The organism is Myxococcus sp. CA033 (assembly GCF_013336625.1).
GTDB classification, from domain to species: domain Bacteria; phylum Myxococcota; class Myxococcia; order Myxococcales; family Myxococcaceae; genus Myxococcus; species Myxococcus llanfairpwllgwyngyllgogerychwyrndrobwllllantysiliogogogochensis.
On sequence record NZ_JABUMU010000040.1, the window covers coordinates 22,220 to 45,641 of the forward strand.

Sequence of the window (23,422 nt, forward strand, 5' to 3'; positions counted from 1 at the left end):
GCCCGGAAGAGGGGTCGGCCCACTCTCAGGCCCACACCCATGAAGTTCCGTTCCACCACACCCCTGTCCCTTGTCCTGTCAGCGTTTGTCCTCGGCGGCTGCACGAACCCGACCGACCTCTCGCCCCAGGCCGCCACATCCCAGCGCACCGGGACACGGCGCGTCCCTCACCACTACATCGTCGTGCTCAAGCCACCCGCGACCCAAGGCATGCTCCTGCCCCAGAAGGCGCGCGAGCACGTACTGAGCGTCGCCAGTGCCCACGCGGCGAAGGTGAGTCGCACGTATGCCCATGCGCTCCAGGGCTTCGCGGCCGAGCTCGATGAAGCGAGCGTGGCGGCACTGCGCGCGGATGCACGCGTCGCGCTCGTCGAACAGGACGCCTGGGTGCGCCTGTACGCGGAGCCGAGGACGGACTCCTGGGGCCTGGACCGCGTGGACCAGGAAGACCTCCCCCTCGATGGCCTCTACCAGCCCACGCACGGCGGCGCGGGCGTCCACGCCTATGTCATCGACACGGGCATCCGTTCGACGCACACGCAGTTCTTGGGGCGCCTGGGAGCGGGCTTCGACGGAGTGGACCCCAACGGCGGCGCGGAGGACTGCGACGGCCATGGCACCCATGTCGCGGGAACGCTCGGCGGTTCGACGTGGGGCGTGGCCAGGGCGGTGACGCTGCATCCCGTGCGCGTCCTGGACTGCGGCGGAGAGGGCACCGTCTCTGGAATCATCGAGGGCATCGACTGGGTCACCGCCCACCATGAGTCTCCCGCCGTCGCCAACCTCAGTCTGGGAATGGAGCCCTCGGAGGCGCTGGACCTCGCGGTCCGCAATGCCGTGGCCGCGGGCATCACCACGGTGGTGGCGGCGGGCAATCGCAGCGGCGACGCATGCGGTGGATCACCGGCCCGTACGCCGGAAGCCCTCACCGTGGGCGCCACCAACCTCGCGGACAGGAAGGCGTGGTTCTCCAACTACGGCGCCTGCATCGACCTGTTCGCGCCGGGTGACGAAATCATCTCCGCGGGCATCGCCGACGACAGCGCGACCGAGGTGCTCTCCGGTACGTCGATGGCCACACCGCACGTCGCGGGCGCCGCCGCGCTCTATCTGGAGGCTCACCCCACCGCCACGCCGACGCAGGTGATGGAAGCACTCGCGGGCGCCGCCATTCCGGGACGGGTGAAGGAGGCCGGGCCGCGCTCACCCAACCTGCTGCTCCAGGCCCGCTTCGCGCCCTCCCCTGGCGATGACCACCGCCCCTGGGCGCACCTGCTGACCCCGCTGCCGGGAACCACGGTCCGAGACACGCCGCGCGTGCATGTGCTGGCCTGGGATGACGTCGCCATCCGCCGCGTGGACCTCTGGGTCAACGGAGTGCTCCTCGCCAGCGACGACACCCGCCCCTTCGACTTCGCCTGGGACACGCGACAGGAACTCAATGGCCCCACCACCCTGGAGGTCCGCGCCTACGACACGGCGCTCAAGGCCCACCGGGCCGCGCCCGTGACGGTGACGGTGCGCAACCCTGGCATCGCCGACTACGACTCGACGCTCCTCGCCCCCCGATGCACCGCGCTCACGGCCTCGTGCGACACCGGGCAGCTCGTCCGGGGAATGGGAGGCGTCGGTCCGGAACCCCATGCGCCCAACACGCTCGGCGGCAGCTGCCCGGATGGAGAAGAGGGCACCTATCTCGTCACCGCGACGCTGGAGGGCCTGCGCATCACCAGCCAGGATGGCGGCCCCCTCACCGCGGGCAGGCAGGTGACGCTCACGGCGACTGTCTTTGGCTTCGTGCCGTTCCTGGAGGAGGTGAATCTCTTTCACGCCCCCGACGCACGCACCCCTCAATGGACACACGTCGCGAGGCTCCAGGTCGAGGTCCCCGGTGAACATGAGCTGTCCACCACCTTCACCCTGCCCGACGGAGGACTCCAGGCGATTCGGGGCGTGCTCGGAACCAATCCCTCCCACGCCAGCTGCGAGCCCGGGATGTGGTTGGACCACGACGACCTCGCCTTCTCCGTGGCGCGCCGGGGCCGCTGAAGCACGCTTGTGAAGTCTCGTCGTAGGGCCCGGGACGTCGTCAGTGCGGTCGAGGCGTCCCCGGGCCCGCATCGAGCATGCGCACCACCACGATGCGACACGCTCCGCACACCACGCCCGCGCGCTCCCAGTGGACCTGGTCTTCCAACTCGCGGGCGTCCTCGGGCCCTTCCTCCAGCCGTTGGACCAGCTCCGCGAGGGCGTCCCGCTCCCCGTCTCCGGGCTCGTCACCGGAGTCGAGCAGGTCCTGCTCACCCTCCAGCACCAGGTTGAAGCGGTAGTACACCTCGCGGGGGCTCAGCGCGCGCCCACACGTCGCACAGTGCCGGGGTCTCGACTCCGTCATCGCAAGTCCCACCCTCGCTCGAGTGAGCAGCAGCCATGGCAATCCGCCATCCCCAGCGTGGCACACTGCCACGCCCTCCCGACACCACTCCGTGAATTCAGGGAGATAGTTTGAGGCACGAGTATTGCTGAGTGGCCGCGTGGTGCTTGTCGCCCCTGGCCCCCCCACCACCGTGCCCCGAACATGAATGAGTCGTTTTCTCCCGAAGTCCCGGGGCACCGTGCCCTGGCGCGCCCGCGCAGCCTCACCCCACCCGGGAGACGGACGCTCTCTGGGGCGCTCGCCCTGCTCATGCTGTCGCTCGGTGCCTGTCGGGACACGCCTCGTGAGGAGCAGGAGCCCGGTGAGCAGGTGGAGGAGGCGCCCCATCCGGTCGGCCTCACCATCGACGCCATGGACAACGAGCAGCACGTCCTGCGCGGCGGCTTCCGGGTCGATGCGGGCGTCGTCCGGGTAGAGGTCTACGAGGGTTCGATGCTCCTCGGTGAGGCGGTGCTGGAGGGAGAGGGTCGGTGGAGCATTCCCTGGCAGCCGAGTCACGCGAGCGAGGCCCTGGAGGTCATCGCATATCACGACACCGGGACGGAGAACCGCACCCGGCTCGACTTCCAGCGATTGAGCTTCACGTCGCCGGAGAGCCTGTATGCATCCGAGGCGCTCCTCACGCTGCCCACGTCACCTGACACGACGACGCGCTACACCCTGGATGGTTCGACTCCGGGCCCCTCCTCTCCCGTCTACACAGCCCCCCTGGCGCTGTTGAATCGGAGCGGGCAGCCCGCGCCGCTCAGCCTCATCCGGACCAACCCCGAGGTTTCGCCCGAGGATTGGCGCTGGAAGCCACCCACCCTGCCCGTGACGCTCGGCACGGTGGTGCGAGTGCAGCGGTTCGCGGGTGAGACGCCGGTGGAGATGGGGCAGGCGCGCACGTATCTCATTGGCCAGCGGCCCTACACGCTGCCCGTCCTGTCACTGGTGACGGACGCGGAGAACTTCTTCGACGCCGTCCGCGGAATCTATGTCCCGGGCCGCGTCTACGAGGAGACGCCTGGTGGGTTCGAGGGGTGGGGCACCGGCAATTACATGCAGGATGGCAAGGATTGGGAGCGCCCGGTCCACGTCGAGTGGTTCGAAGAAGCGGGCACGCCTGTGATTGCCCAGAACGCGGGGGTGCGCATCCACGGCTCGGGGAGCGCGGCGCTGCCGCAGAAGAGCCTGCGGCTGTATGCCAAGGAAGACTATGGCCCCGAGCTGTTCCAGGCCGACATCTTCCCGGGCCATCCGCTGCGCGACTTCAAGCGCCTGATGGTCCGCACCTCGGGACAGGACCAGCAATACACCAAGCTCAAGGACTGCGTCCTCCAGGGCCTGCTGCGCGACACGACGCTGGCCCTCCAGGCCTGTCGGCCCACGGTGGTGTTCCTCAATGGCGAGTACTGGGGGCTGCATGAGCTGCGCGAGCGCTATGACGAGTATTACCTGGCGAGCCACCATGGGCTGAACCGGAAGGACCTCGTCATCCTGGAGAATGCCGGCGACCTCGACACGGGGGAGCCGGAGGACAGCCTCCCGTACACGGAGCTGCTGACGTACGTGCGGGAGCACGACCTCTCCGTCCCCGAGCACTATGCACACGTCGTGGAGCGCATGGATGTGGAGGACTTCATCGACTACCACGTCGCGCAGCTCTATTTCGGCAACGAGGACTGGCCGGACAACAACGTCAAGTTCTGGCGCAATCGCGCGGGGAACGGCGCGACGGGAGCCGGGGACGGTCGCTGGCGCTGGCTGCTGTACGACCTGGACGCCTCGTTCTTCGCGGGGCCGGAGTTCAACTCGCTGGGACGGCTCCTGCATGACGAGCGCCTCGGCGAGCCCTTCGTGGTGCTGCTGCGGAGCCTGCTGAAGTCGCCCGACTTCAAGGGGCTGTTCATCGCCCGCTTCCGCTGGCACCTGGAGAACACCTTCGCGCCGGAGCGAGTCGTCGCGTTTCTCGACGCGGCGGCGGCGCGACTCGAGCCCGAGCTGCCCGAGCACATCGGGCGGTGGCGGTACCCGACCTCGATGGAGCGCTGGCGTGAGGACGTCCAGTTCATGCGAGACACCGCGCTGCGGCGACCGGCCGCGCTGCGCGGGTTCCTGGAGCAGGAGCTGGGCGCGCCGTAACGGGCCGAGGGCGCCCGCCCTTCCGCGCCCGGACGCTCGACGTCTCCATGCCACGCCGACCCGAGCTGGATGCCCTGCGGGGACTGCTTCTCGTCTTGATGACGCTGACGCACCTGCCCACGCGGCTGAACGCGTACAGCAGCCAGCCGTTCGGCTTCGTGTCGGCGGCCGAGGGGTTCGTGTTCCTGTCGGCTTTCCTCGTGGGGGGCTCGCACGCGAAGAGCTGGGATACACCCGTGCGCCTGTGGGCGAGCCTGCGAAGACGGGCGCTGAAGGTCTACGCGCACCATGTCGGGCTGTTGCTCTTCGCCTTCACCGTCATCGGCACGATGGGGTGGCTGGCGAACCGGCCCGCCATCCGCAACCTGCTCGACTTCTACCACCAGGAGCCGCTCACGGCGCTGCTGAGCAGCCTCGTCCTGCTGTACTGCCCGCCACTGCTCGACATCCTGCCGCTGTATGTCGTGCTGCTGTTCCTGACGCCGTTCGTGCTGCTCGCGGCGCGCGAGGCGGGCTGGGCGAAGGTGCTGTGCCTGAGTGGACTCGTGTGGTTCTGGGCGCAGCTCGGATTGAAGCGCACGCTGTACACGTGGCTGGGAGACCTCACGTGGCTGCCCGTCAAGATTGACCAGTCCGGGGCGTTCGACTTGTTCGCCTGGCAGTTTCTCTGGGTGCTGGGCGTGTGGACGGGAAGCCAGCGGGCCAGGACGAAGGCGCCTCAGGGACGCGCATCCTCGGTGCTGCTGGGGGGCGCGTGGGTGGTGGGCCTGATGTTCCTGCTGGCGCGGTACGAGGTGGAGCCCTTCGTGTTGCTCACGCGCCTGCCCGTGCTCCTGGACAAGTGGACGCTGGCGCCGCTGCGACTGGTGAACTTCCTGGCGCTGGCGGTGCTCGCGGACCGGGGCTCACCGCGCGTCTATCACTGGCTGAAGCCGCGGGTGCTGGTGCTGCTGGGGAGCGCGTCGCTTCCCGTTTTCAGTGTCCACCTGGTGCTGTGCCTGTTGAGCCTGGCGCTCATCAACGAGAACGAGGCGCCGCTCGACAGCCTGGAGGAGATGGCCGTGCTGGTGGTGACGTTCGCCAGCATGCTCCTCGTGGCCGTGCGTCACCGGCGACGCACGGCGCTCACGGGGTGATGGCGGTCAGGGCGCCGGCTCGGGGCACGCGTAGACCGTGATGACGACCTCCGCGTTGATGCTCACCGCGAGGGCGAGTGCCGCCACGGGGAGCTGGTAGCGCACCTGATGCGGCGTGGCGCCGGCTTGGATGCCGATATCCAGCGTCCGCTCCGAACACCGGTCCCACTCCTCCCGCGCATCCTTGGGAAGGCGGGTGATGAGGGTCGCCAGACGCATCACCGCCTCCTCGGGCGACTCGGGTTGCTCGTCGAGTTCCAGGCACGCGAATCCGTCCTCGGCGTGAACCGGGGCGACCGAGTCGCCAAGCGCGCTCAGCAACCTGGACAGGCCGAACTGACTCTTGAGGTCCAGGTCGACATTCAGGAACGTGGTCTCTGCGTGCCGCGACATGGGTTCTCCTGACAAGGTCACTCGCCGGGAATGGACTGACCAGGGCCAAGGCAGCCCGAGCATTCGACGGGAGCACCGTCCTGACGAGTCGTCATGTCACGTCGCCTGACAACGTGCCTCGAAATCGGTGGGCGAAGCTTCAGGGTGTCACCCTCTCCCCAGAGAGGGCGCGCTCACTCCTGGGGTTCTGGATCACCTCGGTGTGCGTGAGTTCGGAGAACGAGGTGCTGGTGAGCGCCTCGACAAAAGCCACCAGGTCGGCCCGCTCTTGAGGGGTAAACGGGGGTCGTCGGGCGCCTCGGCCGACGCGGGAATCCAGCTCGCGCTCCACGGCCTCGCGCAGCGAGGGAACACCACCGTCGTGCATGTAGGGGGCCGTGAGGGCGGCATTGCGCAAGCTGGGAGTCCGGAAGCGGCCCAAGTCCTCCGGGCGAAGTGTCACGACGAAGCGCCCCAGCGCGGCCACGTCCTCTCGTGTGGCCACGGCGGAGAAGCGCTCGGTCTCGGACATTCGGGTCACTTCGCGAGCCACCGTGGGCAGCCGCGACTTGAGGTCCTCGCGCGGCTCGCCCGCGTGGAAGCGCCCATCCGTGAAGGTGGCCGCCTGGGGGCCCACGGTGTGGCAGCGACCGCACTCGGCGCGACCCAGGAACAGCTTGAGGCCCCGGCGCTGGGACTCGTCGAGCGCGGCGGAATCCTTGCCGAAGTGGAAGCGCTCAAACGGAGAAGGGCCGGACTTGAGCGTGCGCACATAGGCCGCGATGGACCGGGTGATGGTCCCGGTGGAGACCTCCTCGTTGGGAAAAGCCAGGGCGTGGGCCGCGGCATGGCGCTGACGGACACGAGCCACCAGGTCCTCGGGAGAACTCAGCGCGTGCTCTTGAGGATGCAGGAGCGGGTCGAGGATGAGCGCTTCCAGGGAGGTCCTCCGCCCATCCCAGAACAACGTCCGAGCATCCGCCACATCGAGCAGGCTGGGAGCATTTCGCGTGCCCACGCGGTGATGCGCGCCGAGAGAGCGAGCATCCCTGTCGGAGAAGACGCGCTCCGGCAGATGGCAAGACATGCAGGCGACCCGGCCATCGGCGCTCAAGGAGGTATCGAAGAACAGCGCGCGGCCGAGCACCTCCCGCTGCCGCTCGGACGCCGACGCCGTCATTGCCAGACAAAGGCCGGACATCACGGCCCAGCTCAAGAGTTGGCGCAACGAAAGCCCCCTGCCTCTCCAACGTCAATCCAGCCGTGTCGAACAACCATCAGACCCGGGGATTCGCACCCGGGAGAAAGGGCCCGCTCAGAACACCTGACGGAGCCCGAAGCGACCGCGGGCGCGCGCGGAGTCGCCGTCCACGGCGACCACGGGGGCGTACTGCCCAAGTTCCGGGTCATAGGCATGCACCGAGCCGGACTCGAGCTGGTACACCCAGGCATAGAGGTTGAGCTGGCGGCGTGCGAGCCCTTCGGCGACGACGGGCAGCGAGCGCAGGTGCTCGACCTGGACAAGGACGTTCTCCATCACTGCCGCGGTCTGCAAGGAGGGGCCGGTCAGGTGGCTGTAGCTCTCCTGGAGGATGCGGCGGGTGGGCTCGGCGTGGCGGAGCCAGTCGCGCATCTCCGGGAGGCGGGCCAACTGCTCGGGGTGGAGAAGGCCCTGCATGGCGCCGCAGCGGGTGTGGCCGCAGACGATGATGTGGCGCACTTCCAGAGCCGCCACGGCGTACTCGATGGTGGCCGCCTCGCCGTTGTTGGGGGTGCCGTGTGGCGGGACGAGGTTGCCCGCGTTGCGGATGATGAAGAGCTCGCCCGGCCCCGCGCCGGTCAGCTCGTTGGGGAGGACTCGCGAATCCGAGCAGGTGATGAAGAGCACCTCGGGGCTCTGCGCCTCGGCGAGCCGGGAGTACAGCTCCTGCTTGGAGCGAAAGACCTCCGTCTGGAAGTGATGAAGGCCGGGGATGAGTTTCTCCATGGAGCGGAGACTTCCCCATGAGCGGGGGCGCCGACAACCCTGATGTCGAGGAGAATGTCGTCCGCAGTGCGACATCGAGGAGGGCTCGCGTTGCGCACACTCGGGCCGTGCGATGCAACTTCGAACTCCTGATTCTCGCCAGAAGCGGTGAGGCATCGCCCCATTCATCGTCGCCGTTGAGTCAGCGGGAACAGGCGATAGTGGGACCGTGAGCGAGACCGACGGAGCCGGGGCCGAGGGAACGCAGCGCCTGCTGCGAGAGACGTACTTCGAGAACGAGACCTTCACGAACCTCGATCTCCAGAACGCCGAACTGGCCGACAAGGAGTTCTATCGCTGCACCTTCGAGAACTGTCAGCTCCAGGAGAGCCGGTGGAAGGACAGCATCCTCGAAGCATGCGTCGTCCGGGGATGCAACGTCACGCGCGCGCAATTCGGCCGGATCGCGCTCAGGGAGGTCCGGTTCGAGGGCTCCAAGCTGATCGGCATCGACTGGAGCAACATCGCCTCGAACCCGGAGTTCTCGTTCGTGGACTCGGGCCTGTCCTACTGCTCATTCGTCGGGCTCAGCATGAGGAAGATGGAGTTCCTGCGCTGCGTGGCCCGCGAGGTGAACTTCTACGACCTGGACCTGACCGACTCGGACTTCAAGGGGACGGACCTCTCCGGAAGCAACTTCCGGGGCTGCACGCTGACACGGACGGACTTCTCGGAGACCCAGGGAGCGTTCCTGGACCCGGCGCACAACCGGCTGAAGGACACCCGTGTGCCGCTGGACTCCGTCGTCAATCTGGCCAAGACACTCGGCATGCACGTGGCGGGGTATCACGACGAGGTGTCGACGAAAGGGAAGAAGAAGGCTCGGTAGCGACAGGGTCGAGCCTTCTCGGACGGCAGGGAGTTGTCAGAAGGGGGGCGTGTCGCAAGAGATCCAGTTGCAGTTCGACCTGAACGCCCAGGTCAGGTGATATCCATCACCGTCCGCGTCCAAGACATCCCACCGATGGTTTCGGATGTAGTACTCCTGCACGCCGCAGGCTTGGCCACCCGGGCAGGCCCAATAGCTGGCGGAATGCCACCAGTACGACGCCATCTCCCCCGCGAAAACGGCCCAGGCCCCTCTCGCGACATTGTCGTAGGAGAGCTGCAACCTCAAACTCCCCCGATAGGGTGCGGCCTGGATGAACGCCGTCTTGGCGTTACGGGAGGCCGCACCATTGCCGGTTCTATTGGGCAGACAGTCGAAAAACTCTCCCCACTTGTAGCAGGCAGAATCTCGCCAAAGTGGCCCCTGGTCACTCGTCCATGACTGGGTGACAGAGTCTCCCGTCTGCGCACCAGGATCCGGAGCAAATCCCTCGGAGAAGTCCAGGCTCGGGACGGCCGCATCCCACGCAGGCAGATGGAAGTCATCGGGCGCCTCCCGGCGCGATTCGGCCCTGACCAATGCGTCCGGCGGCGTGGCGCCTCCCGTAAGCCGGCGATAGAGCGCGACGGCGGAGCGGTCGGTCCCCTCCTGGTCGCGCAGGAAACGCCCATCCTCAACGGGCCCGCGCTCCACGACGAGGAGGCCACCGGGCTGCACATCGTAGAATTCAACGAAGTGCGCGGGTGCCATCTCGACACGGGCAACCAGGTTGTTGAGTTCATCGAGCTTCGGCCGCAGCTTCTGCGTGGCGTCCAATGCGGCCGCCGGGTCGGATTCGTAGAGTTGATCGATGCGCTGGAGTGACAGTTGCGCCTCAGCCAGTGATGGAGGGGCGAGGTTGATCGGCGTTTGACCATCATCCAGAGAATCACTGCACCCTGTTGACGCCAGTGCGGCCGCCAGCAGGAACCCCCGTCGAAATAGGCCATTGCGCTTCATTGCGTATCCTCCAATCACGTCATTGGGCACGCCCAACTGCCCATTCACATACCCCGACGGCCCGCGAACAAACATCCCTAAGGCTAGGGATAGACCTGTTCGCGTTGCGACCCGCGAAATCGCGTCGGCACCGAGGGCACAGAGCCTCATCTGAGCGATTCTGGACACTCGCCACTCATGCAACCAGGACTCTCATGCAAGTCAGTTGATATACGACTACCTTTCCACCCTGAACACACAGGAGCGCCTCATGTCAGTTCCGACTATCGTGAAGCACTTTCTACGTGGTGCGGTGATAGTTTCGGCAGGGGTCTTGCTTGGTGCCTGTGGCGAGCCCCTTGCGTCCGAGGAAGAGGGAATCGACACGGGAGACACCGTCACCGCCCTCGACATCCCTCCTCCAACGGCAACCATGGGATGCGGAAGAAACCCGCAGACCTATGCGGTCTCCTGCACCGGCAGCGCCAGTAACGGTGTAGCGCCGTATACCTACCAGTGGTCGATCATTGATGACTTCGGGAATGGGCCGTATGGCGACGACTGGTGGAACAACTCGACCACCTATAGTGACTACTGCCAGTGGGGGCTCTACACCTACGGGACATACTACGACAAATACATCCGGTTCCGTGTCCTCGACGCCAACACCTACGTGTCGAACGTGGTTCAGGTCAAGTACCGCTGCTGGAGTCCAAACTAACAGCACGCCGCATATGACTGAGCGTGCTTGACGTCTCGCAGAAGCATACTCAGTGACACCTCCCGGACGAACGTCGGAACCCGCCCACCGAGAAGTGGGCGGGCGGCGTGGGCAGCTTCAGGCGGCCGCGACCAGCTCAGATGAGCGAAATCGAGTCGCACATTTGAAATGGTCGCCTTCGGCGGGCGTCCCGCAGCATTCCTTTTGCGTGGGCACGAACAGCTAGTCAACGCAACAAACAGACCTATCAACGGTGTAGCCGCCCCCCTCGTCCACCCTGACGACGGTGCATTTCCCATAGCTCTTGACGCTACTGCCGCGACGCGCGCAGTCTTCCCGTCCGTACTGAAGTGATTGAGCACACGCAGCCGCATATGATTCTCGTTCAGCGCGATACAGCAAACAGGACTCCAGGGCGCCCTCATCGCTGACCGGATCTTGCGGCGATGCGCCCGGTTCAATGCCGCCACACCCAAACAGAATGATCGCTGAGAGTCCCACGGCAACAATCCCATTACGCGCCATGCGATTCCTTCCTTTCGAGTCACGACCACGCAGAAACCATAGCATCACACAACATTCCTAACAACATGGGCATCCAAGAGCCCCTTCGGCGCTTGCCGCAAAACCGAAGGACTCGTGCGGCATTGAATTCCCAAACTCCCAGAGGCAGTCTTTTGGTGGCTCCTCGACAGGCCCGCCATGGCCGCTACTCTATTCGCCGCGCGCAACCACTGCGACAACGTCGGTTGGGACTCTCCCACCTGCCGGGCCAGTGTCGAGGCATTCACCGCGCTCGGTCCCACCAGCCGCTTCACCATCTGCGCCTTGAATGCGTCTGTGTACGGCACTTCAACCGCCTGCACTCGCCCCCTTCGGGTGGTCAGCTCGGCAACTCAGCCGAGGCGACTTCTTCCCTGACACAGGGGGGTGGTGGCTCACGTCCGAGGAAGCGGCGGGAGCCGAGCAGCAAGCCGCCCTCCGTGCCGAGAACTGCGGAGACAGCCGGAAGGAAGTCATCTTGAAGTGGCTCCTGGAGATGCCCGCCGACAAGCGCCCTGGTGACATGACGATTCTCCACGTCGGTGTCGAAGCCTTCGCGCTCCACCCCGCACAGGTCGACCCGCGAATCTCCCGGGAAATCGGCGCCGCCCTCAAGGCGTTGCACTTCACCCGAGGCCAGCGCCGGATGGGGGACGGGACACGGCCACTCGTCTACTACCTGCCGGATGAACTGCGGAACGCCCCCACCGAGAAGCATGGGGAGCGTCGTGGGTAACATCAAATTGTCGCGAGCAATTCAGACGAGCACAGGTGCGTCGCACATCTGAAGAGATTGCTCATGGCTACCTCTCACTCGATGTACCCCAGACATCCCTATTCGCTCTGGACTTCCCCGCCGGGAAAGGCGCCCGGGCAACAGGCAGACAGGTCAACCGTATAGGACCACTCATCCTGCCTGACGACTTTGCAGGTTTTGACCCGAGTAGCACCAGTGCCGAATTGACTGCAGTATGCCTGTGCATCCCTTTTTGCAAAGGAGCATGCCGCCTCACGTGATTCCGCCACACCACGGAATAGCAGGCAGAGTTCACTGGCGCTCTTGTCGTCGAGAGGGGCTTGCGGCGGCGTGTCTAGTTCGACCCCGCCACAGCCCGAGAGGACTATCACTGCGAACGCTACGGCAGTAACCCACCTGTGCATCATGTCTCCACCCCTTTTGGAACTTGGAATTCGCGCAAAGCATATATTTCCGGGGCACGGCAAACAACCCAGCCCCCGCTTCGCGGCCCCAATTCTTTGCAATGGAGCCAGAGATCCATTGCTTCAGGGTTTCGCCCTGGCTCGGGTGAATGCAAGTGGTTTCCACTATTGCAAAACAGTGGGCGATACCACCTGTGCCGTTGCAGACTGCGAACTCTCTTCGGAAAGCGCACTCATTTACATGGGGTGCATCCCACCGTTGAAACCCCTCCTCGTGGCCCCTCTGTCATTGCCGGGGTCATCCAGCGACTGAGCGTGTCCCAGCTCAAGAGACACAAGCTGTGCCCCCGTGCTTGGTACTTCGCCAAGGTGTTGCGGTTACCCGAGCCCACCACGGGGGCGCAGTAGGTCGGCACCGAAGGACACGCCCAGCTTGAGCACTACTTGTCGACGGGCGAAGACGTGCTCGGGGTGTTCGCGAAGTCGGGGGCGCACCTGCTGCCCACGCCCGGCCCCGACCTACTCGTCGAACAGCCCCTCGACGGTGCCCCGCCACTGACGGCGGGTGGCATCCCGTTCACCGGCTTCATCGACCTCGTGGATGCTCGACAGCTCGCCTCCGACGGCGTCCTGCGAATCACCGACCACAAGTTCACGAGCAACGTCGCGAGAAACGCCGCGACGCCCGAGCAGCTCGCCGACGCCAACACGGAACCCGGCCTGCAAATGGTCGGCTATGCCGCGTGGGCACTCAGCCAGGTCGAGCGATTCCCGGGCCTGCGCGAACTGGAGCTGGAGCACCTCTACTACCAGACCCGGGGCCAGCACCTTGCGGTGTCCGTCGTCGCCTCCGTACCTGTCGGGCACGTCGCGCGCGAGTGGCGGACCAAGGTCGAGCCCCAGGTCGAAGCAATGAAGGCGCACGCGCAAGCCGCCCGAGCTGCCGATGTGCCCGCGAACTTCGGCCCCGCCTGCACCAAGTACGGCGGGTGTCCGTTCATGGCCAAGTGCCTTTCAGGAGAGAAGACCATGTCGCTGCGTGACAAGCTGCTCGTAAGCGACCGACGGCCGACGTCCTGAACTGGGGTGGACCCGCCGGTTCACTCCGGCATGCGACGACCCAATCCGGATGAGGGGAAGCAGTTGGTAGAAGAGTTCGAGGCGAGCGGGCTGACGCAGAAGCAGTTCGCGACCAGGCACGAGGTCTCGCTCAGCGCCTTCCAGTACACGCTGTACAAGAAGCCGAGGTCCGCACTGGGGCGGAGGCCCGAATCGACAGAGAGGCCACGGGGGAGGTTCCTTCCCGTGGAGGTGGTCGCGTCCCCCGTGCGGCGGACGAGAGAAGGACTGATGCTCGAGGTGGCGCTGCCGCGAGGAGTGCTCCTGCGTTTCCCGGAGGGCACGCAGGCGGAGTACCTCGCGCATCTCGTGGCGGTGCTCGGCTGATGCCGCTGTTGCCCCGGGCGGTGCGAATCCTTCTGGCACGTGAGCCTGTGGACATGCGTAACAGCATCGATGGGTTGGCGGCGATAGTGCGCGCGGAGTGGAAGGAGAGTCTCTACGCCGGCCACCTCTTCGTCTTCGTCTCGCGGCGCGGGGACAAGGTGAAGATTCTCTCCTGGGACGCGGGAGGCTTCGTCCTCACCTACAAGCGCTTGGAGCAGGGCCGCTTTCGCCTGCCTGCCTTCGGCGAGGACGCCTTGGGAGCGCAACTGGATGCCACGCAGCTGGCCATGCTGCTCGACGGAATCGACGTCACGCACGTCCGCAGACCAGGCAAGTGGGCACCGCCCCCTGCCGCCGAGGCAATGCCCGCCAGCGGTGGGTTGGTTTTCCCAGAGAGATGGCAGCGCTCGATGCGACGCACCAGTGCGAGTGGCGTGAGCGAGCCGAAGGGCTCGAGCAGGAAAACCTCACCCTCAAAGAGCGCGTGGGCAGCATCGAATCCCAGCTCGCGCTCCTCCAGCGGACTGTCTTCGGAAAGAAGAGCGAGAAGCTCCTCCGCCTCGAAGACGAGCTGCGCAAGGCCTCGGGCAACGCGCCCAGGCCGCGTGAAGCGACGCTGAAGGAGCGGAGGCTGAAGCGCGAGGCGCGTGCGACGTTGCCCGAGCGGCTGATTCATCACCGCGTTCCCGACGAAGCGCGGCGGTGTCCATCCTGCGGTGGCACGGCGTTGAAGCCCCTGGGCCCCGGCAAGCGCACTGACCTCATCGAGTATGTGCCCGCGCACGTGGAGCGGCAGGTCCATCTGCAGGAGACGCTCGTCTGCCCCTGCGGCGCGGGCATCGTCACCGCCCCCGCACCGAAGGCCATTGAGCAAGGCCAGTATGGCCCGGGCTTGCTGGCGCACGTGGTGACGGCGAAGTGCTGCGACTCGATTCCGCTGTATCGCCAGGCCAAGGCCCTCGCCCGCGCGGGCATGCCCGTCGCGCGCACCACGCTCTGCGACGTCTTCCACGAGGTGGGCCGGGCCACGGCGCCACTCGCCGAGCGCCTCTTGGCGCTGGTGAGAGAGGCCCGCCTGGTGCACGCCGACGAGACACCCCAACGCGTGTTGGACGAAGGCAAGACGCGCCGGGCCTACGTCTGGACATTCCGCACCGATGAGCTCATCGCCTACGTCCACAGCGCCAGTCGCTCCGGCGTGACGCCCCTGGAAGTGCTCGGGGGAACCCAGGGCTTCCTGCGCGTGGATGGCTACACGGGCTACAACCGCGTGACGCTGCCGGAGGGGCGTGTGCGCGTGGGGTGCTGGGCCCACGTGCGCCGCAAATTCTTCGACGCGCTCACCACCGCGCCCGAGTCCAGGACGGCGCTCGACCTCATCCTCGCGTTGTACAGCGTCGAGCACGCCGCCCAAGACTCCGGGACGCTCGGCACTCCGGAACACCTCCACGCTCGCAGCACCACCAGTGCACGCATCCTCGAGCGTCTGGCTGCGTGGGTGGATGAACAGCTTCCGCTCCATCCCCCCAAGAGTCCCCTGGGCAGGGCTCTTCGCTACACGAAGGGGCAGTGGAGTGCACTGACGCGTTTCTTGGAGGACTCCTCACTTCCCCTCGACAACAACGCCGCGGAGCGTGCGTTGCGCGCCATGGCCCTGGGCAGGAAGAACTATCTCTTCGTCGGTAATGACGAGGCAGGTCGGAATCTGGCGGGGCTGAGTTCCCTGGTCGCCACGTGCGAGGTCCACGGCGTCAATCCCGAGACGTACCTCGCCGACGTGCTGATGCGACTTGGCAGCCACCCCGCATCACGTCTGGACGAGTTGCTGCCTCACCGCTGGCAACCGTCCTCCGCCTCCGCGCCTGACTCCTCCTGAAGCCACCCAAACCTTGGCGACCAGGACGTCCGTGCGCGGCTACCATGCTGAGCAAGCGGAAGGGTGCATCCGGCGAACGTCACCCGTCGGTCGGTTACTGCTCACCTGCACTGGGAGCATGCGCACGGCTGGCTCGGCCTTGGTGCTCACCTGGCGCCGACGGCGGTAGACCCATGACTGCACCGTGCTCAGCCGCAACCCCCGGCGCCCGGCGAACTCCCGCTGCGTCAGCCCGCTCGCTTCGAACTCCTCCGCGACGCGTACCCACTCCGGCTTCTCAGCTCTCTTCAGCATCCGTCGAGGGATGACCTGCCACACTCATCCCGGCAACACCCCGCAGCACGTCGTCCGTCGGACGGATACGGCCAAGCGAGCGGGGGGCTGGTACGCGCGGGCGCTTCACGGACGCGCTGCGGCAGGAGGCACTCGCGGTGCTGGAGGCGCGGAAGGCTCAGGGCGCAAGCCAAGAGGGGGTGGCCGAGGAACGGGGCTGAGTCCCTGGACTCTCAGCCGCTGCAAGCAGCGGTCAGCGCGCGCAGGAGTGACAGTCGCCGCGTTTCAGCCGGTGCTCGTGGTGTGCGAGGCCGGAGGGCTGTAGTCGCCCGGGGCCCTCAAGGTGCACGGCCCCGGTGGCCTGCGGGTCGAGGGGCCGACGGTGGAGTGGGTAGCGGCGCTGGCGTCGGCAACGGGAGCATGCCCGCGGCGAGGCGGGCCTACGCGCCGGGATACTCCGCGTGGATGTCGCCGTCGCGCAGCCGCCAGCAGAAGTCGTTCATCCGCGCCGCAGCAGGGGCGTGCCGAGAGAGGATGTCCGCAACGGCGGCCGGCACGTCCTGCGGAATGTCGCCGCTCGCGCATCGGCGCACGTACCCGTTGCGCTCAACGGGGCCACCGCCCGCCGGCACCGGTAGCCCGCACACCGTGGTGACGAGCCAGTTCACCAGCCGCATCGCCGCGTACTCGGCATCGTGGCCGACGTGCCGCGCGACGAAGTCGCGCTCGGCGTTCGACAGGTCGAACCGAGGCGAGGTGGCCAGCCCGAAATCGACGAGGTAGATGCGCTCATCGTCGGCCCGGATGTTGCCGAAGTGTCCGTCCATGTGGAGCAGCTCGCGGCCACGCAGGAACGCCACCATCTCGAACAACTGCCGCTCGAGGGTCCCGGCCTGGCCGACCGGGTCGGTGAGCCTCTCGTGCAGCGAAGAGGGGACGTACTCGAGAAAGAGCACGAGGCTGGAGGTCGCGGCGGCCAGTTCCTCGAAGCGGATGCGCACGGCCGGGTCGCCGCCGAACTGGGCGACCACGGCGTCGATGTCCAGCTGTTCCGAGGCGACAGGTGCACGGCCGGGAAGCACCCGCCAGTGGTGCAGCAGGGGGAAGGACTCCGCCTCACCGGCGAGGACCCCCTCGGTGACGAGGAGGTTCGCAGCCAGCTCGCGCCAGGCGCCGAAACCCGGACCTGCGAGGCGGTACATGCCGTACTGGCAGGAGGTCGGCAGGTCGAACAGGTTCGCGGTGCTGTGTGGATGGGCCAGCTCCCGGTCGGTCATCGGGATGCGCTTGGCGAATACCGGCACGCCGTCCACGTCGAGCACCGAGGTGCCACCGCCCACCCCCACGGCGTGGGTGGGCGCGGCTCGGAGGGCCGCCGCCAGCTCGTCGTCACTGTGGGCGGTGAGCCACGCAGAGATGCGGTCGTGGCGGAGGCGTCGAAGGGAGTGCATCGCACCCCATCATGCCAGTCGCCGGCGATCAATCCACGGCCGCTTGCCGGCGATGCGCCAAACCTCGACGACTCCCTCGGGCCGGGCGCCGCCGTGAGCTTCGTCCCGGCCCTTCCGCACCCTGCTGATCGCTTTGCCAGTCGCGTGCGCCACCCCTGCCACGGAGAGTGGCAGCACGGGCGACACGGCAGCGATGTGAGGGGGCTGCTTGGCCTCAGGCCGTGGGTCGTGCCTTGGGGCACGCAGCGTGGTAGCGCCGCACGGGGGACGCGACCACCTCCACGGGAAGGAACCTCCCCCGTGGCCTCTCTGTCGATTCGGGCCTCCGCCCCAGTGCGGACCTCGGCTTCTTGTACAGCGTGTACTGGAAGGCGCTGAGCGAGACCTCATGCCTGGTCGCGAACTGCTTCTGCGTCAGCCCGCTCGCCTCGAACTCTTCTACCAACTGCTTCCACTCATCCGGATTGGGTCGTCGCATGCCGGAGTGAACCGGCGGGTCCACCCCAGTTCAGGACGTCGGCCGTCGGTCGCTTACCAACACCGAGCACCTTCACTCCGCCATCCGCTTCGTCACGCCCGACGACAGGCACTTCGGTCGCGAGGCCTCGCTGCTGGCGCGACGCCACCAGGTGTACCAGCGCGCCCAATCCCGTCACCCGGAGCGCTGGAGCCGCGTCACGCGCAACTGGACTCCCGCGGGCTCCGTCCGCCTGGGCCCCTCGCCCAGTCTCACCCCGGCCGTGCAGGAGGTGAAGCGCATCGGCTGAACCCTCTCACGCGACATCTACCTTGACGCTCACCGCCTGCGCGAGCCGCCTGAGACTCGTTGCACCTGCCAGACGCTCGGGAAGGGGTGCCCGTCTTCGTTGCTACCCATCCAGCGCCTTTCCCTCCTGGAAGCCGCGAGCGCAGGTGGCGGGCTCTTCCCTATCGGCGTGGTGCACGGGAAGACCCCGGTCGACCTCCTGCTGCCGCTCGTGATACCGGGGTGCAAGGTTGGCAGAAACGTCGTTCCCCACAAACGCCTCAGTATGCCTTTGCGCCAACCATATTCCCACCGGGACCATAATTACACACAACGATATGCGACACCGCCAAGGGCTGATTGGCACTGGAGCAGCTCGCGACTGCACAGCCAATGGCCGTTGTTTTGCGCCAGACCAACTGCGTGTAGTGGCCATAAGCAGCATCGAACACAAAAGGATTGATGCTGCTCAGCGGAAAAAACCTGCGCTCGTTCCCCCAACCATTGACTGCCTGAGACACAAGCGCAGTAGTAGCTTTGCTATTCGGGTCGCTGGATGCACTCATATACAAATTCTGCCCTACATAACTCAAGAAGCCAGGGGTGACTCGGCACGTGTCATGCGCGAACTTACATTGCGAAGCCCAGCCCCGAGCAGCCTGAGCCAGTTCGTCGGACCAGACAACCTTCGGCAACGGAGGCTTCGCATCAACCACCGACGCACGAACTCGATTGTGCGCCTCAACCCACTCCTTGGCCCACTCGCTCGCTATAAGTGCTTTTATCGACTTACTCGAATCGGGCTTCAAGCAAATAGACGGCGTCGTCGATCCACAAACAGTTTCCCGCCCTTCAAAAACACACGCTGCGGCTGCCCAAGCAATGCCCGGCAAGCCAGAGAACAGCAGAACAACGAGGGCACGATTGCAAGAGTTCATAAGCAAGACTCCTTCAAAACAAGAAGTACTCGAAACCTTACACCTGTTCCCTGAATTTGTCTCCCCGTGTGAGTATACTCCTGATTTTCGTCGCATCAGCCAGCCTGAAGCCAAGAGCATGCGGAACAGACATCGACAGGGGCAACTCGCCGACGAAATCGAGGTGGCGGTGAGCGTCAAGGTAGATATCACGTGAGAGGGCTCAGCCGATGCGCTCCACCTCCTGCACGCTCAGGGTGAGGTTCGGAGAGGGGCCGAGACGGACTATCGGATGGCATGTCTTGCGACACACCTTCGCCAGTCATCTGGCCATGAGGGGAGTGCCGCTCAAAGCCGTGCAAGAACTCTTGGGACACGCGTCCATTGAGATGACGATGCGATACGCGCACCTGAGTCCAGACGTGAAGAAGGATGCGGTTCGCGTGCTGGAGCAGCGTCCGAGGGGCACATTGGGGGCACCTGGCTAGAATCGGAAGAATTTCCTCAACGACTCTCGCCAGTTAGAAGTGCACGAGCCGGGAATCGAACCCGCTCCAGACGGTGGGAAACCCCCAGTAGAATCGCGCCCTTACCTCGTAACCGTCCGGAACGACTCAACTTTTGATTCCCGCCTCGTGCCCTTCCATCCCGTCCTGTTCCGATGCATTCCGCAGGCTCGTGCGACATACGTGCAACATGGCGGGGCCTGCCAGCGCAGGGCTCCAGGAGGAGTAGAGAGGGGCCGAGCGACAGGTAACTCGGCCCCTCTTAGTTCCTACGGTTGGACCTGGAGCGGCTTCAACAGCCCCGCTCGGTCCAGCAGCTCTCGCACCCGCTCAGCCAGCGCCACATGCTCCGGGTTGCTGGCCGTGAAGCGCTCGGGGGTGAGGACAATCAGAGTGCCCTTGTCCTCCACGGGTTCAATGCGCACAGGGGCTGGGAGGGGCGGCACCGTGCCTCGATGTTGCGCGAGGTACGTCACCCACCCAGGAAGGACAGCAAAGGGGATGCCCTTGTCGATCATCTGAAGATGGGAAGACGACATGCCGACAGCCGAGTCGGGCTCCCACGCAATAGCCATGCTCCGCACAAGACGAGAGATGACTTTTGAAGTCAAAACGCGTTCGGCATTTGGTCCCCGGCTTGGAAGGTCGAACACACAACTGTTGCACACCACGTCGGTAAACCCGCCACACGTCACGTTGAAGGAGCTTCCGTCATAGTCATCGTGCGCACCGTTCCAAGCGCTGAAGCGGAATCCCAGATCCTCGAACACACGATCCCGGCCTCGGCGGACAATCTCTTCCAGCGAAGTGCGAGACGGTTCGATTGGACGCTTGAGCGCGTCCTTGCGCGACTTGCCTTGCTGGAACCAGTTGGAAAATGACGAGTCAACCTCCCGGAGGGTGGAGAAGAATGCCTCTGCACGTCGGGCGCACTCCTCCGCAGTCTCCTTTCGTGCCCCCCAGTATGCTCCGGCAAAGTATGTCTCACTCATGGTGAATGCCCTGTGGCATTGGCACCATACCTATTGGGCTGCGACATGGACCACGTCGATGCCATAGATCTTCTCTTTCTGGAACAGCAGTCGGATGGCTTCGGCCGTCTTCTCCTCTGCGATGAGCCACCGGATCGAAGCTCCGTTTCCCTTCGCTGCTCGAAGCTGCCTCCGCGCCTGCTCAACGAGACTCTTGGCTCCCGACATTTCAAACCAGATTTTCGGCTTGAGGTTGTCGAGGAACTTGTTCGCATAGCCCGGTCCCTTCGCCTCCAGCAGCACGCGCTTCTCGTACCCATCGAACTTCACTCCTCCGCTGTCTCTGCCGACTCCTCCGACCCAGTATGCCTCGTCGGCAGTGTGCCCCGTGATCTGTTCCTGGTAGCGCCGCGCACGGGGGGACATGGACTCTTTGGCAGGCCCCCACTGGCCGGGCCCCTTGGAAGGTCCCCCCTGCTTCGCCGCCGTGGCCGCACGCTGGAGGATGATGGCGGCTCCTGGCCCGCCGCTCAGCACCGCCGCCGCGCGCCCCACCGGCACCGCTACGCGCTCCATCGCGAGCGCCCCCTGTGCCGAGAGCGACAGCACTGGCACCTCGGCTGTTGCGAGCGACGCACCCTGAAGCGTGCGCGTTGCGGATGACACCGTGCCCCAAGTGGCGATGATGTTCGTCACCAGCTTGGAGACGGACTGAATCTGCTCGCCGCGCGTCATGTACTGGAAGCGCTCCATGTACTCGGGTGACGACTCCAGCAGCGCCGCCACGGCTTCGGGCATCTGACGGAGTGCCGCAAGGTTGTCCGCTGGCGACGTCGAGAAGAACTGCCCCACCGCCAAGGCCAGTCCAACGAAGGCTTCTTCGGCCCCATCCAGCGTGCGACTGATGACGTCGGCATCGTCGTGGACGTCCGCGATGGCGAAGCCGTTGACCTCCCGCAGCTCGTCGTCCAGCAAACGGAAGACGCCCGTGCGCCCATTGTAGAAGCGACCCAGCTCGAAGCCGTGCGCGCGGAAGGCCCCTTCTTTCCACTCCACTGGAGCCACTCGCTGCTGGGTCCTGCCACTGCGCACCCACGCGAGGCACCCGTCGGGCCGAAGTACCGCCAGATGCTTGAAGCGCTCAACCCGCCGCACCAGCTCGGCGCGCGACACCTCGGCCGAACCCAGCACCTCGCGAAGCACGAACCCCACCGCGACTCGGGCCGGGAATTGACCCAGCGTCACGTCCTTGCCCAGCAGCCTTTCCAGCAGCCCTGCCGCTTGCGTTGGAGTGAGCGAGCTGCCCACCACGGGCCGCTCGTCCCTGTCCTCCAGCCCGGCATCCGTCAGCAGCTTCTCCCAGGCATCCGCCCCTGAGACCTGACGTGCGGAAGTGCCGCGAGCATTGCCCATGGCCTCTTGCGCCGCCCCATCGCGCGAGCCCCGACGATGCCGCAAGCGCGCGGCCTCGTTCGACTCGTCGGAGGCCAGGACACGGCGAGGCTCTCCACTCGCACTCTTTCCGAGGGACACCCCTACCATCCCGTGCGGCGCGAAGCGAAGGGTTCCACCATGCCCGGGAGAGAGCGACACGGAGGCGCATCCCGTGGCCAGCAGGACCACGGCAAGAAGCAGGGCGTTAGCGCGCATTGTCCACCCCCAGGCCCACCGATGCGAAGGCGCCAGGCCGCAACGTTCCTTCGGTCGTGGGGAACAGCAGCGTGCCGCCCGTCCCGAGCGCGTAGAACTTCCCTCCCAGGAAACGCCAGCGGACTTCCGCCGCCCCCAGGTAGCGAGCCCCCGGCTTCCCAGCTCCGACAGCGAGCCCCTTCAGCGCCACTTCCAAGCTGCGCTCGAAGAGCTGCACCGCCACGCGCCCATCCACGTCGAAGCGGCCCCAGGAGAAGGCTTCCGCGCCCAGCGACAGCTTCAAGTGCTTGTAGAGGCCCCCGTAGCTGACGGCATCCCAGCCCACTTCCGCCTCACCAAAGACGGAGTAGCCCGCCGAGAAGGGGGCACCCGCGACCGGAACGCCGTCAAAGCCGGCCGCCTGGAAGCGCGCCAACTCGTAGTCTGGCCCGAAGAAGCCCTGTCGGAAGCCACCCTGCTGGCGACGCACTTCCAGTCGCAACACCATGTCGAGCGTTGGAGTCACCGCGTCCGCGCCCACCCCCACTACAGCGCCCCAGGCGCCGCCCTCTCCGGGCCTTCCACCCCAGCCCGCGAGGACGTGTGCCTCAAACCCAGGACGCACCAGCACCACCGCCGTGGCGTCCAGGTGCACCAGCGTCACCGAGGACGCACCGCCACCAGCACGTCCCCAGTCATGCACCCCGGACAGCGCCAGCGTGTAGCGCTGCCTCTGCTCCGGCTTGCCGAAGAGGAGATGCTCCACGTCCAACTCGACTTCAGCCCCCGTCAACCGCGCGCCCAGCACGTCCGAGGCGAATGCCTCTGTGTAGACGGGCCCCAGCCGTCCCGTGAGGAAGCCTCCGGCCGGGTGGTAGTCGGGATTGGTGCGGTTGGAGTAGCGCCGGACAAGGTGCCCCGACAACAGGCTGTAGCTGTCGAGCTTGCCGAACCAGATGCCCAACGGCGCATTGTCCGAGCCCAGCTTGAGACTGCGCACCAGTTGCCCCCAGTCAGAGAGGGTGTCCCAATCCTCGCGCCGAACGACACCGCTCCCTTCGGGCCCCCATAGACGCAACCGCACCGGAGCCCCGAGGTTGACGCCAAACTCCGGGCCGCGCTCGAAGACGACGGTGGGCTCGACCTGCACGAAGCCCTCGTCAGTCCCCACTCCCGCACGGGGCAGCAGAGACCATGCCGACGCCTCGACTCGCAGCAGGGAGGCCCAGCGCGTGGAGGGGTCGACCGAAACGACGTCCGGCACTGATGCGGCTTCGGTCG

The 23,422-nt window shown here is 66.0% G+C and carries 22 protein-coding genes and 1 pseudogene; 12 read left to right on the forward strand and 11 right to left on the reverse strand.

The genetic code is table 11. From position 1 onward, the window contains the following. Window positions 1-39 precede the first annotated feature (39 nt). Entirely contained in the window at window positions 40-2,049 is a 2,010-nt protein-coding gene (locus HUA78_RS44760; RefSeq protein WP_174479007.1) for a S8 family serine peptidase, read from the forward strand. A 40-nt stretch (window positions 2,050-2,089) separates the two neighbouring features. Here the strand turns inward: HUA78_RS44760 and HUA78_RS44765 are convergent, their stop codons facing one another. Next, on the reverse strand, window positions 2,090-2,395 hold the full coding sequence (locus HUA78_RS44765; RefSeq protein ID WP_174463789.1) for a hypothetical protein: 306 nt from the start codon (window positions 2,393-2,395) through the stop codon (window positions 2,090-2,092). A gap of 183 nt (window positions 2,396-2,578) precedes the next feature. On the opposite strand from HUA78_RS44765, the gene HUA78_RS44770 reads away from it, so the two are divergent. After that, window positions 2,579-4,561 (forward strand): CotH kinase family protein, encoded by a 1,983-nt coding sequence (locus tag HUA78_RS44770; protein WP_174479008.1) that lies wholly within the window; start codon window positions 2,579-2,581, stop codon window positions 4,559-4,561. 47 nt (window positions 4,562-4,608) lie between these two features. Then, the gene (opgC, locus tag HUA78_RS44775; RefSeq protein ID WP_174479009.1) at window positions 4,609-5,697 is read left to right on the forward strand and encodes an OpgC domain-containing protein; all 1,089 of its coding nucleotides are present in this window, start codon (window positions 4,609-4,611) and stop codon (window positions 5,695-5,697) included. Window positions 5,698-5,703: 6 nt separating this feature from the next. On the opposite strand, the gene HUA78_RS44780 is transcribed toward opgC, so the two are convergent. From HUA78_RS44780 to HUA78_RS44790, 3 genes are all read right to left on the reverse strand, one after another. After that, window positions 5,704-6,090 carry a hypothetical protein gene (locus HUA78_RS44780; RefSeq protein WP_174479010.1) on the reverse strand — a complete coding sequence of 129 codons (387 nt, stop codon included), beginning with the start codon at window positions 6,088-6,090 and terminating at the stop codon, window positions 5,704-5,706. 139 nt (window positions 6,091-6,229) lie between these two features. Beyond that, window positions 6,230-7,270: a cytochrome-c peroxidase gene (locus HUA78_RS44785; RefSeq protein WP_174479011.1), complete on the reverse strand. Its 1,041-nt coding sequence runs from the start codon at window positions 7,268-7,270 to the stop codon at window positions 6,230-6,232. 114 nt (window positions 7,271-7,384) lie between these two features. Continuing rightward, the gene (locus HUA78_RS44790; RefSeq protein ID WP_141642377.1) at window positions 7,385-8,056 is read right to left on the reverse strand and encodes a carbonic anhydrase; all 672 of its coding nucleotides are present in this window, start codon (window positions 8,054-8,056) and stop codon (window positions 7,385-7,387) included. A 208-nt stretch (window positions 8,057-8,264) separates the two neighbouring features. On the opposite strand from HUA78_RS44790, the gene HUA78_RS44795 reads away from it, so the two are divergent. Further along, window positions 8,265-8,924: a pentapeptide repeat-containing protein gene (locus HUA78_RS44795; protein WP_174479012.1), complete on the forward strand. Its 660-nt coding sequence runs from the start codon at window positions 8,265-8,267 to the stop codon at window positions 8,922-8,924. A gap of 36 nt (window positions 8,925-8,960) precedes the next feature. Here the strand turns inward: HUA78_RS44795 and HUA78_RS44800 are convergent, their stop codons facing one another. After that, window positions 8,961-9,923 (reverse strand): hypothetical protein, encoded by a 963-nt coding sequence (locus HUA78_RS44800; protein ID WP_174479013.1) that lies wholly within the window; start codon window positions 9,921-9,923, stop codon window positions 8,961-8,963. Window positions 9,924-10,173: 250 nt separating this feature from the next. Between HUA78_RS44800 and HUA78_RS44805 the strand changes: the two genes are divergently transcribed. The 6 genes and pseudogenes from HUA78_RS44805 to HUA78_RS44830 all read left to right on the forward strand — a co-directional run bounded on the left by HUA78_RS44805 (window position 10,174) and on the right by HUA78_RS44830 (window position 15,649). After that, on the forward strand, window positions 10,174-10,623 hold the full coding sequence (locus tag HUA78_RS44805) for a hypothetical protein (RefSeq protein ID WP_174458844.1): 450 nt from the start codon (window positions 10,174-10,176) through the stop codon (window positions 10,621-10,623). Between the two features lie 1,021 nt (window positions 10,624-11,644). Then, complete coding sequence (locus HUA78_RS44815; RefSeq protein WP_174458786.1) at window positions 11,645-11,902, forward strand: hypothetical protein; 258 nt, start codon at window positions 11,645-11,647, stop codon at window positions 11,900-11,902. A gap of 869 nt (window positions 11,903-12,771) precedes the next feature. Continuing rightward, window positions 12,772-13,407 carry a PD-(D/E)XK nuclease family protein gene (locus HUA78_RS44820; RefSeq protein ID WP_254624240.1) on the forward strand — a complete coding sequence of 212 codons (636 nt, stop codon included), beginning with the start codon at window positions 12,772-12,774 and terminating at the stop codon, window positions 13,405-13,407. A 30-nt stretch (window positions 13,408-13,437) separates the two neighbouring features. Next, window positions 13,438-13,773 carry an IS66 family insertion sequence element accessory protein TnpB gene (locus HUA78_RS44825; protein ID WP_174479015.1) on the forward strand — a complete coding sequence of 112 codons (336 nt, stop codon included), beginning with the start codon at window positions 13,438-13,440 and terminating at the stop codon, window positions 13,771-13,773. Next, window positions 13,773-14,084, forward strand: a pseudogene (gene tnpB / locus HUA78_RS47925) (IS66 family insertion sequence element accessory protein TnpB); the annotation flags it as partial. The gene HUA78_RS44825 and the pseudogene tnpB, both read left to right, overlap by 1 nt. Before the next feature lie 86 nt (window positions 14,085-14,170). Beyond that, complete coding sequence (locus HUA78_RS44830) at window positions 14,171-15,649, forward strand: IS66 family transposase (protein WP_174479016.1); 1,479 nt, start codon at window positions 14,171-14,173, stop codon at window positions 15,647-15,649. A gap of 713 nt (window positions 15,650-16,362) precedes the next feature. On the opposite strand, the gene HUA78_RS44835 is transcribed toward HUA78_RS44830, so the two are convergent. The 3 genes from HUA78_RS44835 to HUA78_RS47930 form a co-directional block, all read right to left on the reverse strand. Then, the gene (locus tag HUA78_RS44835; RefSeq protein ID WP_217442863.1) at window positions 16,363-17,244 is read right to left on the reverse strand and encodes a hypothetical protein; all 882 of its coding nucleotides are present in this window, start codon (window positions 17,242-17,244) and stop codon (window positions 16,363-16,365) included. A gap of 343 nt (window positions 17,245-17,587) precedes the next feature. Continuing rightward, window positions 17,588-17,851 carry a hypothetical protein gene (locus HUA78_RS44840; protein ID WP_174479018.1) on the reverse strand — a complete coding sequence of 88 codons (264 nt, stop codon included), beginning with the start codon at window positions 17,849-17,851 and terminating at the stop codon, window positions 17,588-17,590. Window positions 17,852-18,399: 548 nt separating this feature from the next. Next, a complete protein-coding gene (locus tag HUA78_RS47930; protein WP_371745820.1) occupies window positions 18,400-18,927 on the reverse strand; it encodes a CAP domain-containing protein in 528 nt (175 codons plus the stop codon). Between HUA78_RS47930 and HUA78_RS47075 the strand changes: the two genes are divergently transcribed. Further along, the gene (locus HUA78_RS47075) at window positions 18,872-19,252 is read left to right on the forward strand and encodes a hypothetical protein (RefSeq protein ID WP_254624241.1); all 381 of its coding nucleotides are present in this window, start codon (window positions 18,872-18,874) and stop codon (window positions 19,250-19,252) included. The two genes, HUA78_RS47930 and HUA78_RS47075, sit on opposite strands and share 56 nt — an antisense overlap. Before the next feature lie 13 nt (window positions 19,253-19,265). Continuing rightward, window positions 19,266-19,523 carry a tyrosine-type recombinase/integrase gene (locus HUA78_RS44855; protein WP_174479021.1) on the forward strand — a complete coding sequence of 86 codons (258 nt, stop codon included), beginning with the start codon at window positions 19,266-19,268 and terminating at the stop codon, window positions 19,521-19,523. 287 nt (window positions 19,524-19,810) lie between these two features. On the opposite strand, the gene HUA78_RS47935 is transcribed toward HUA78_RS44855, so the two are convergent. From HUA78_RS47935 to HUA78_RS44870, 3 genes are read right to left on the reverse strand one after another with little or no spacing between them, the layout of a single operon-like run. Beyond that, the gene (locus tag HUA78_RS47935; RefSeq protein WP_174479022.1) at window positions 19,811-20,533 is read right to left on the reverse strand and encodes an immunity 52 family protein; all 723 of its coding nucleotides are present in this window, start codon (window positions 20,531-20,533) and stop codon (window positions 19,811-19,813) included. 30 nt (window positions 20,534-20,563) lie between these two features. Continuing rightward, on the reverse strand, window positions 20,564-22,162 hold the full coding sequence (locus HUA78_RS44865; RefSeq protein WP_174479023.1) for a Tox-REase-5 domain-containing protein: 1,599 nt from the start codon (window positions 22,160-22,162) through the stop codon (window positions 20,564-20,566). Then, window positions 22,152-23,405 (reverse strand): hypothetical protein, encoded by a 1,254-nt coding sequence (locus HUA78_RS44870; RefSeq protein WP_371745821.1) that lies wholly within the window; start codon window positions 23,403-23,405, stop codon window positions 22,152-22,154. Before HUA78_RS44870 ends, HUA78_RS44865 begins: the two co-directional genes overlap by 11 nt. Between the last annotated feature and the right edge of the window lie 17 nt (window positions 23,406-23,422).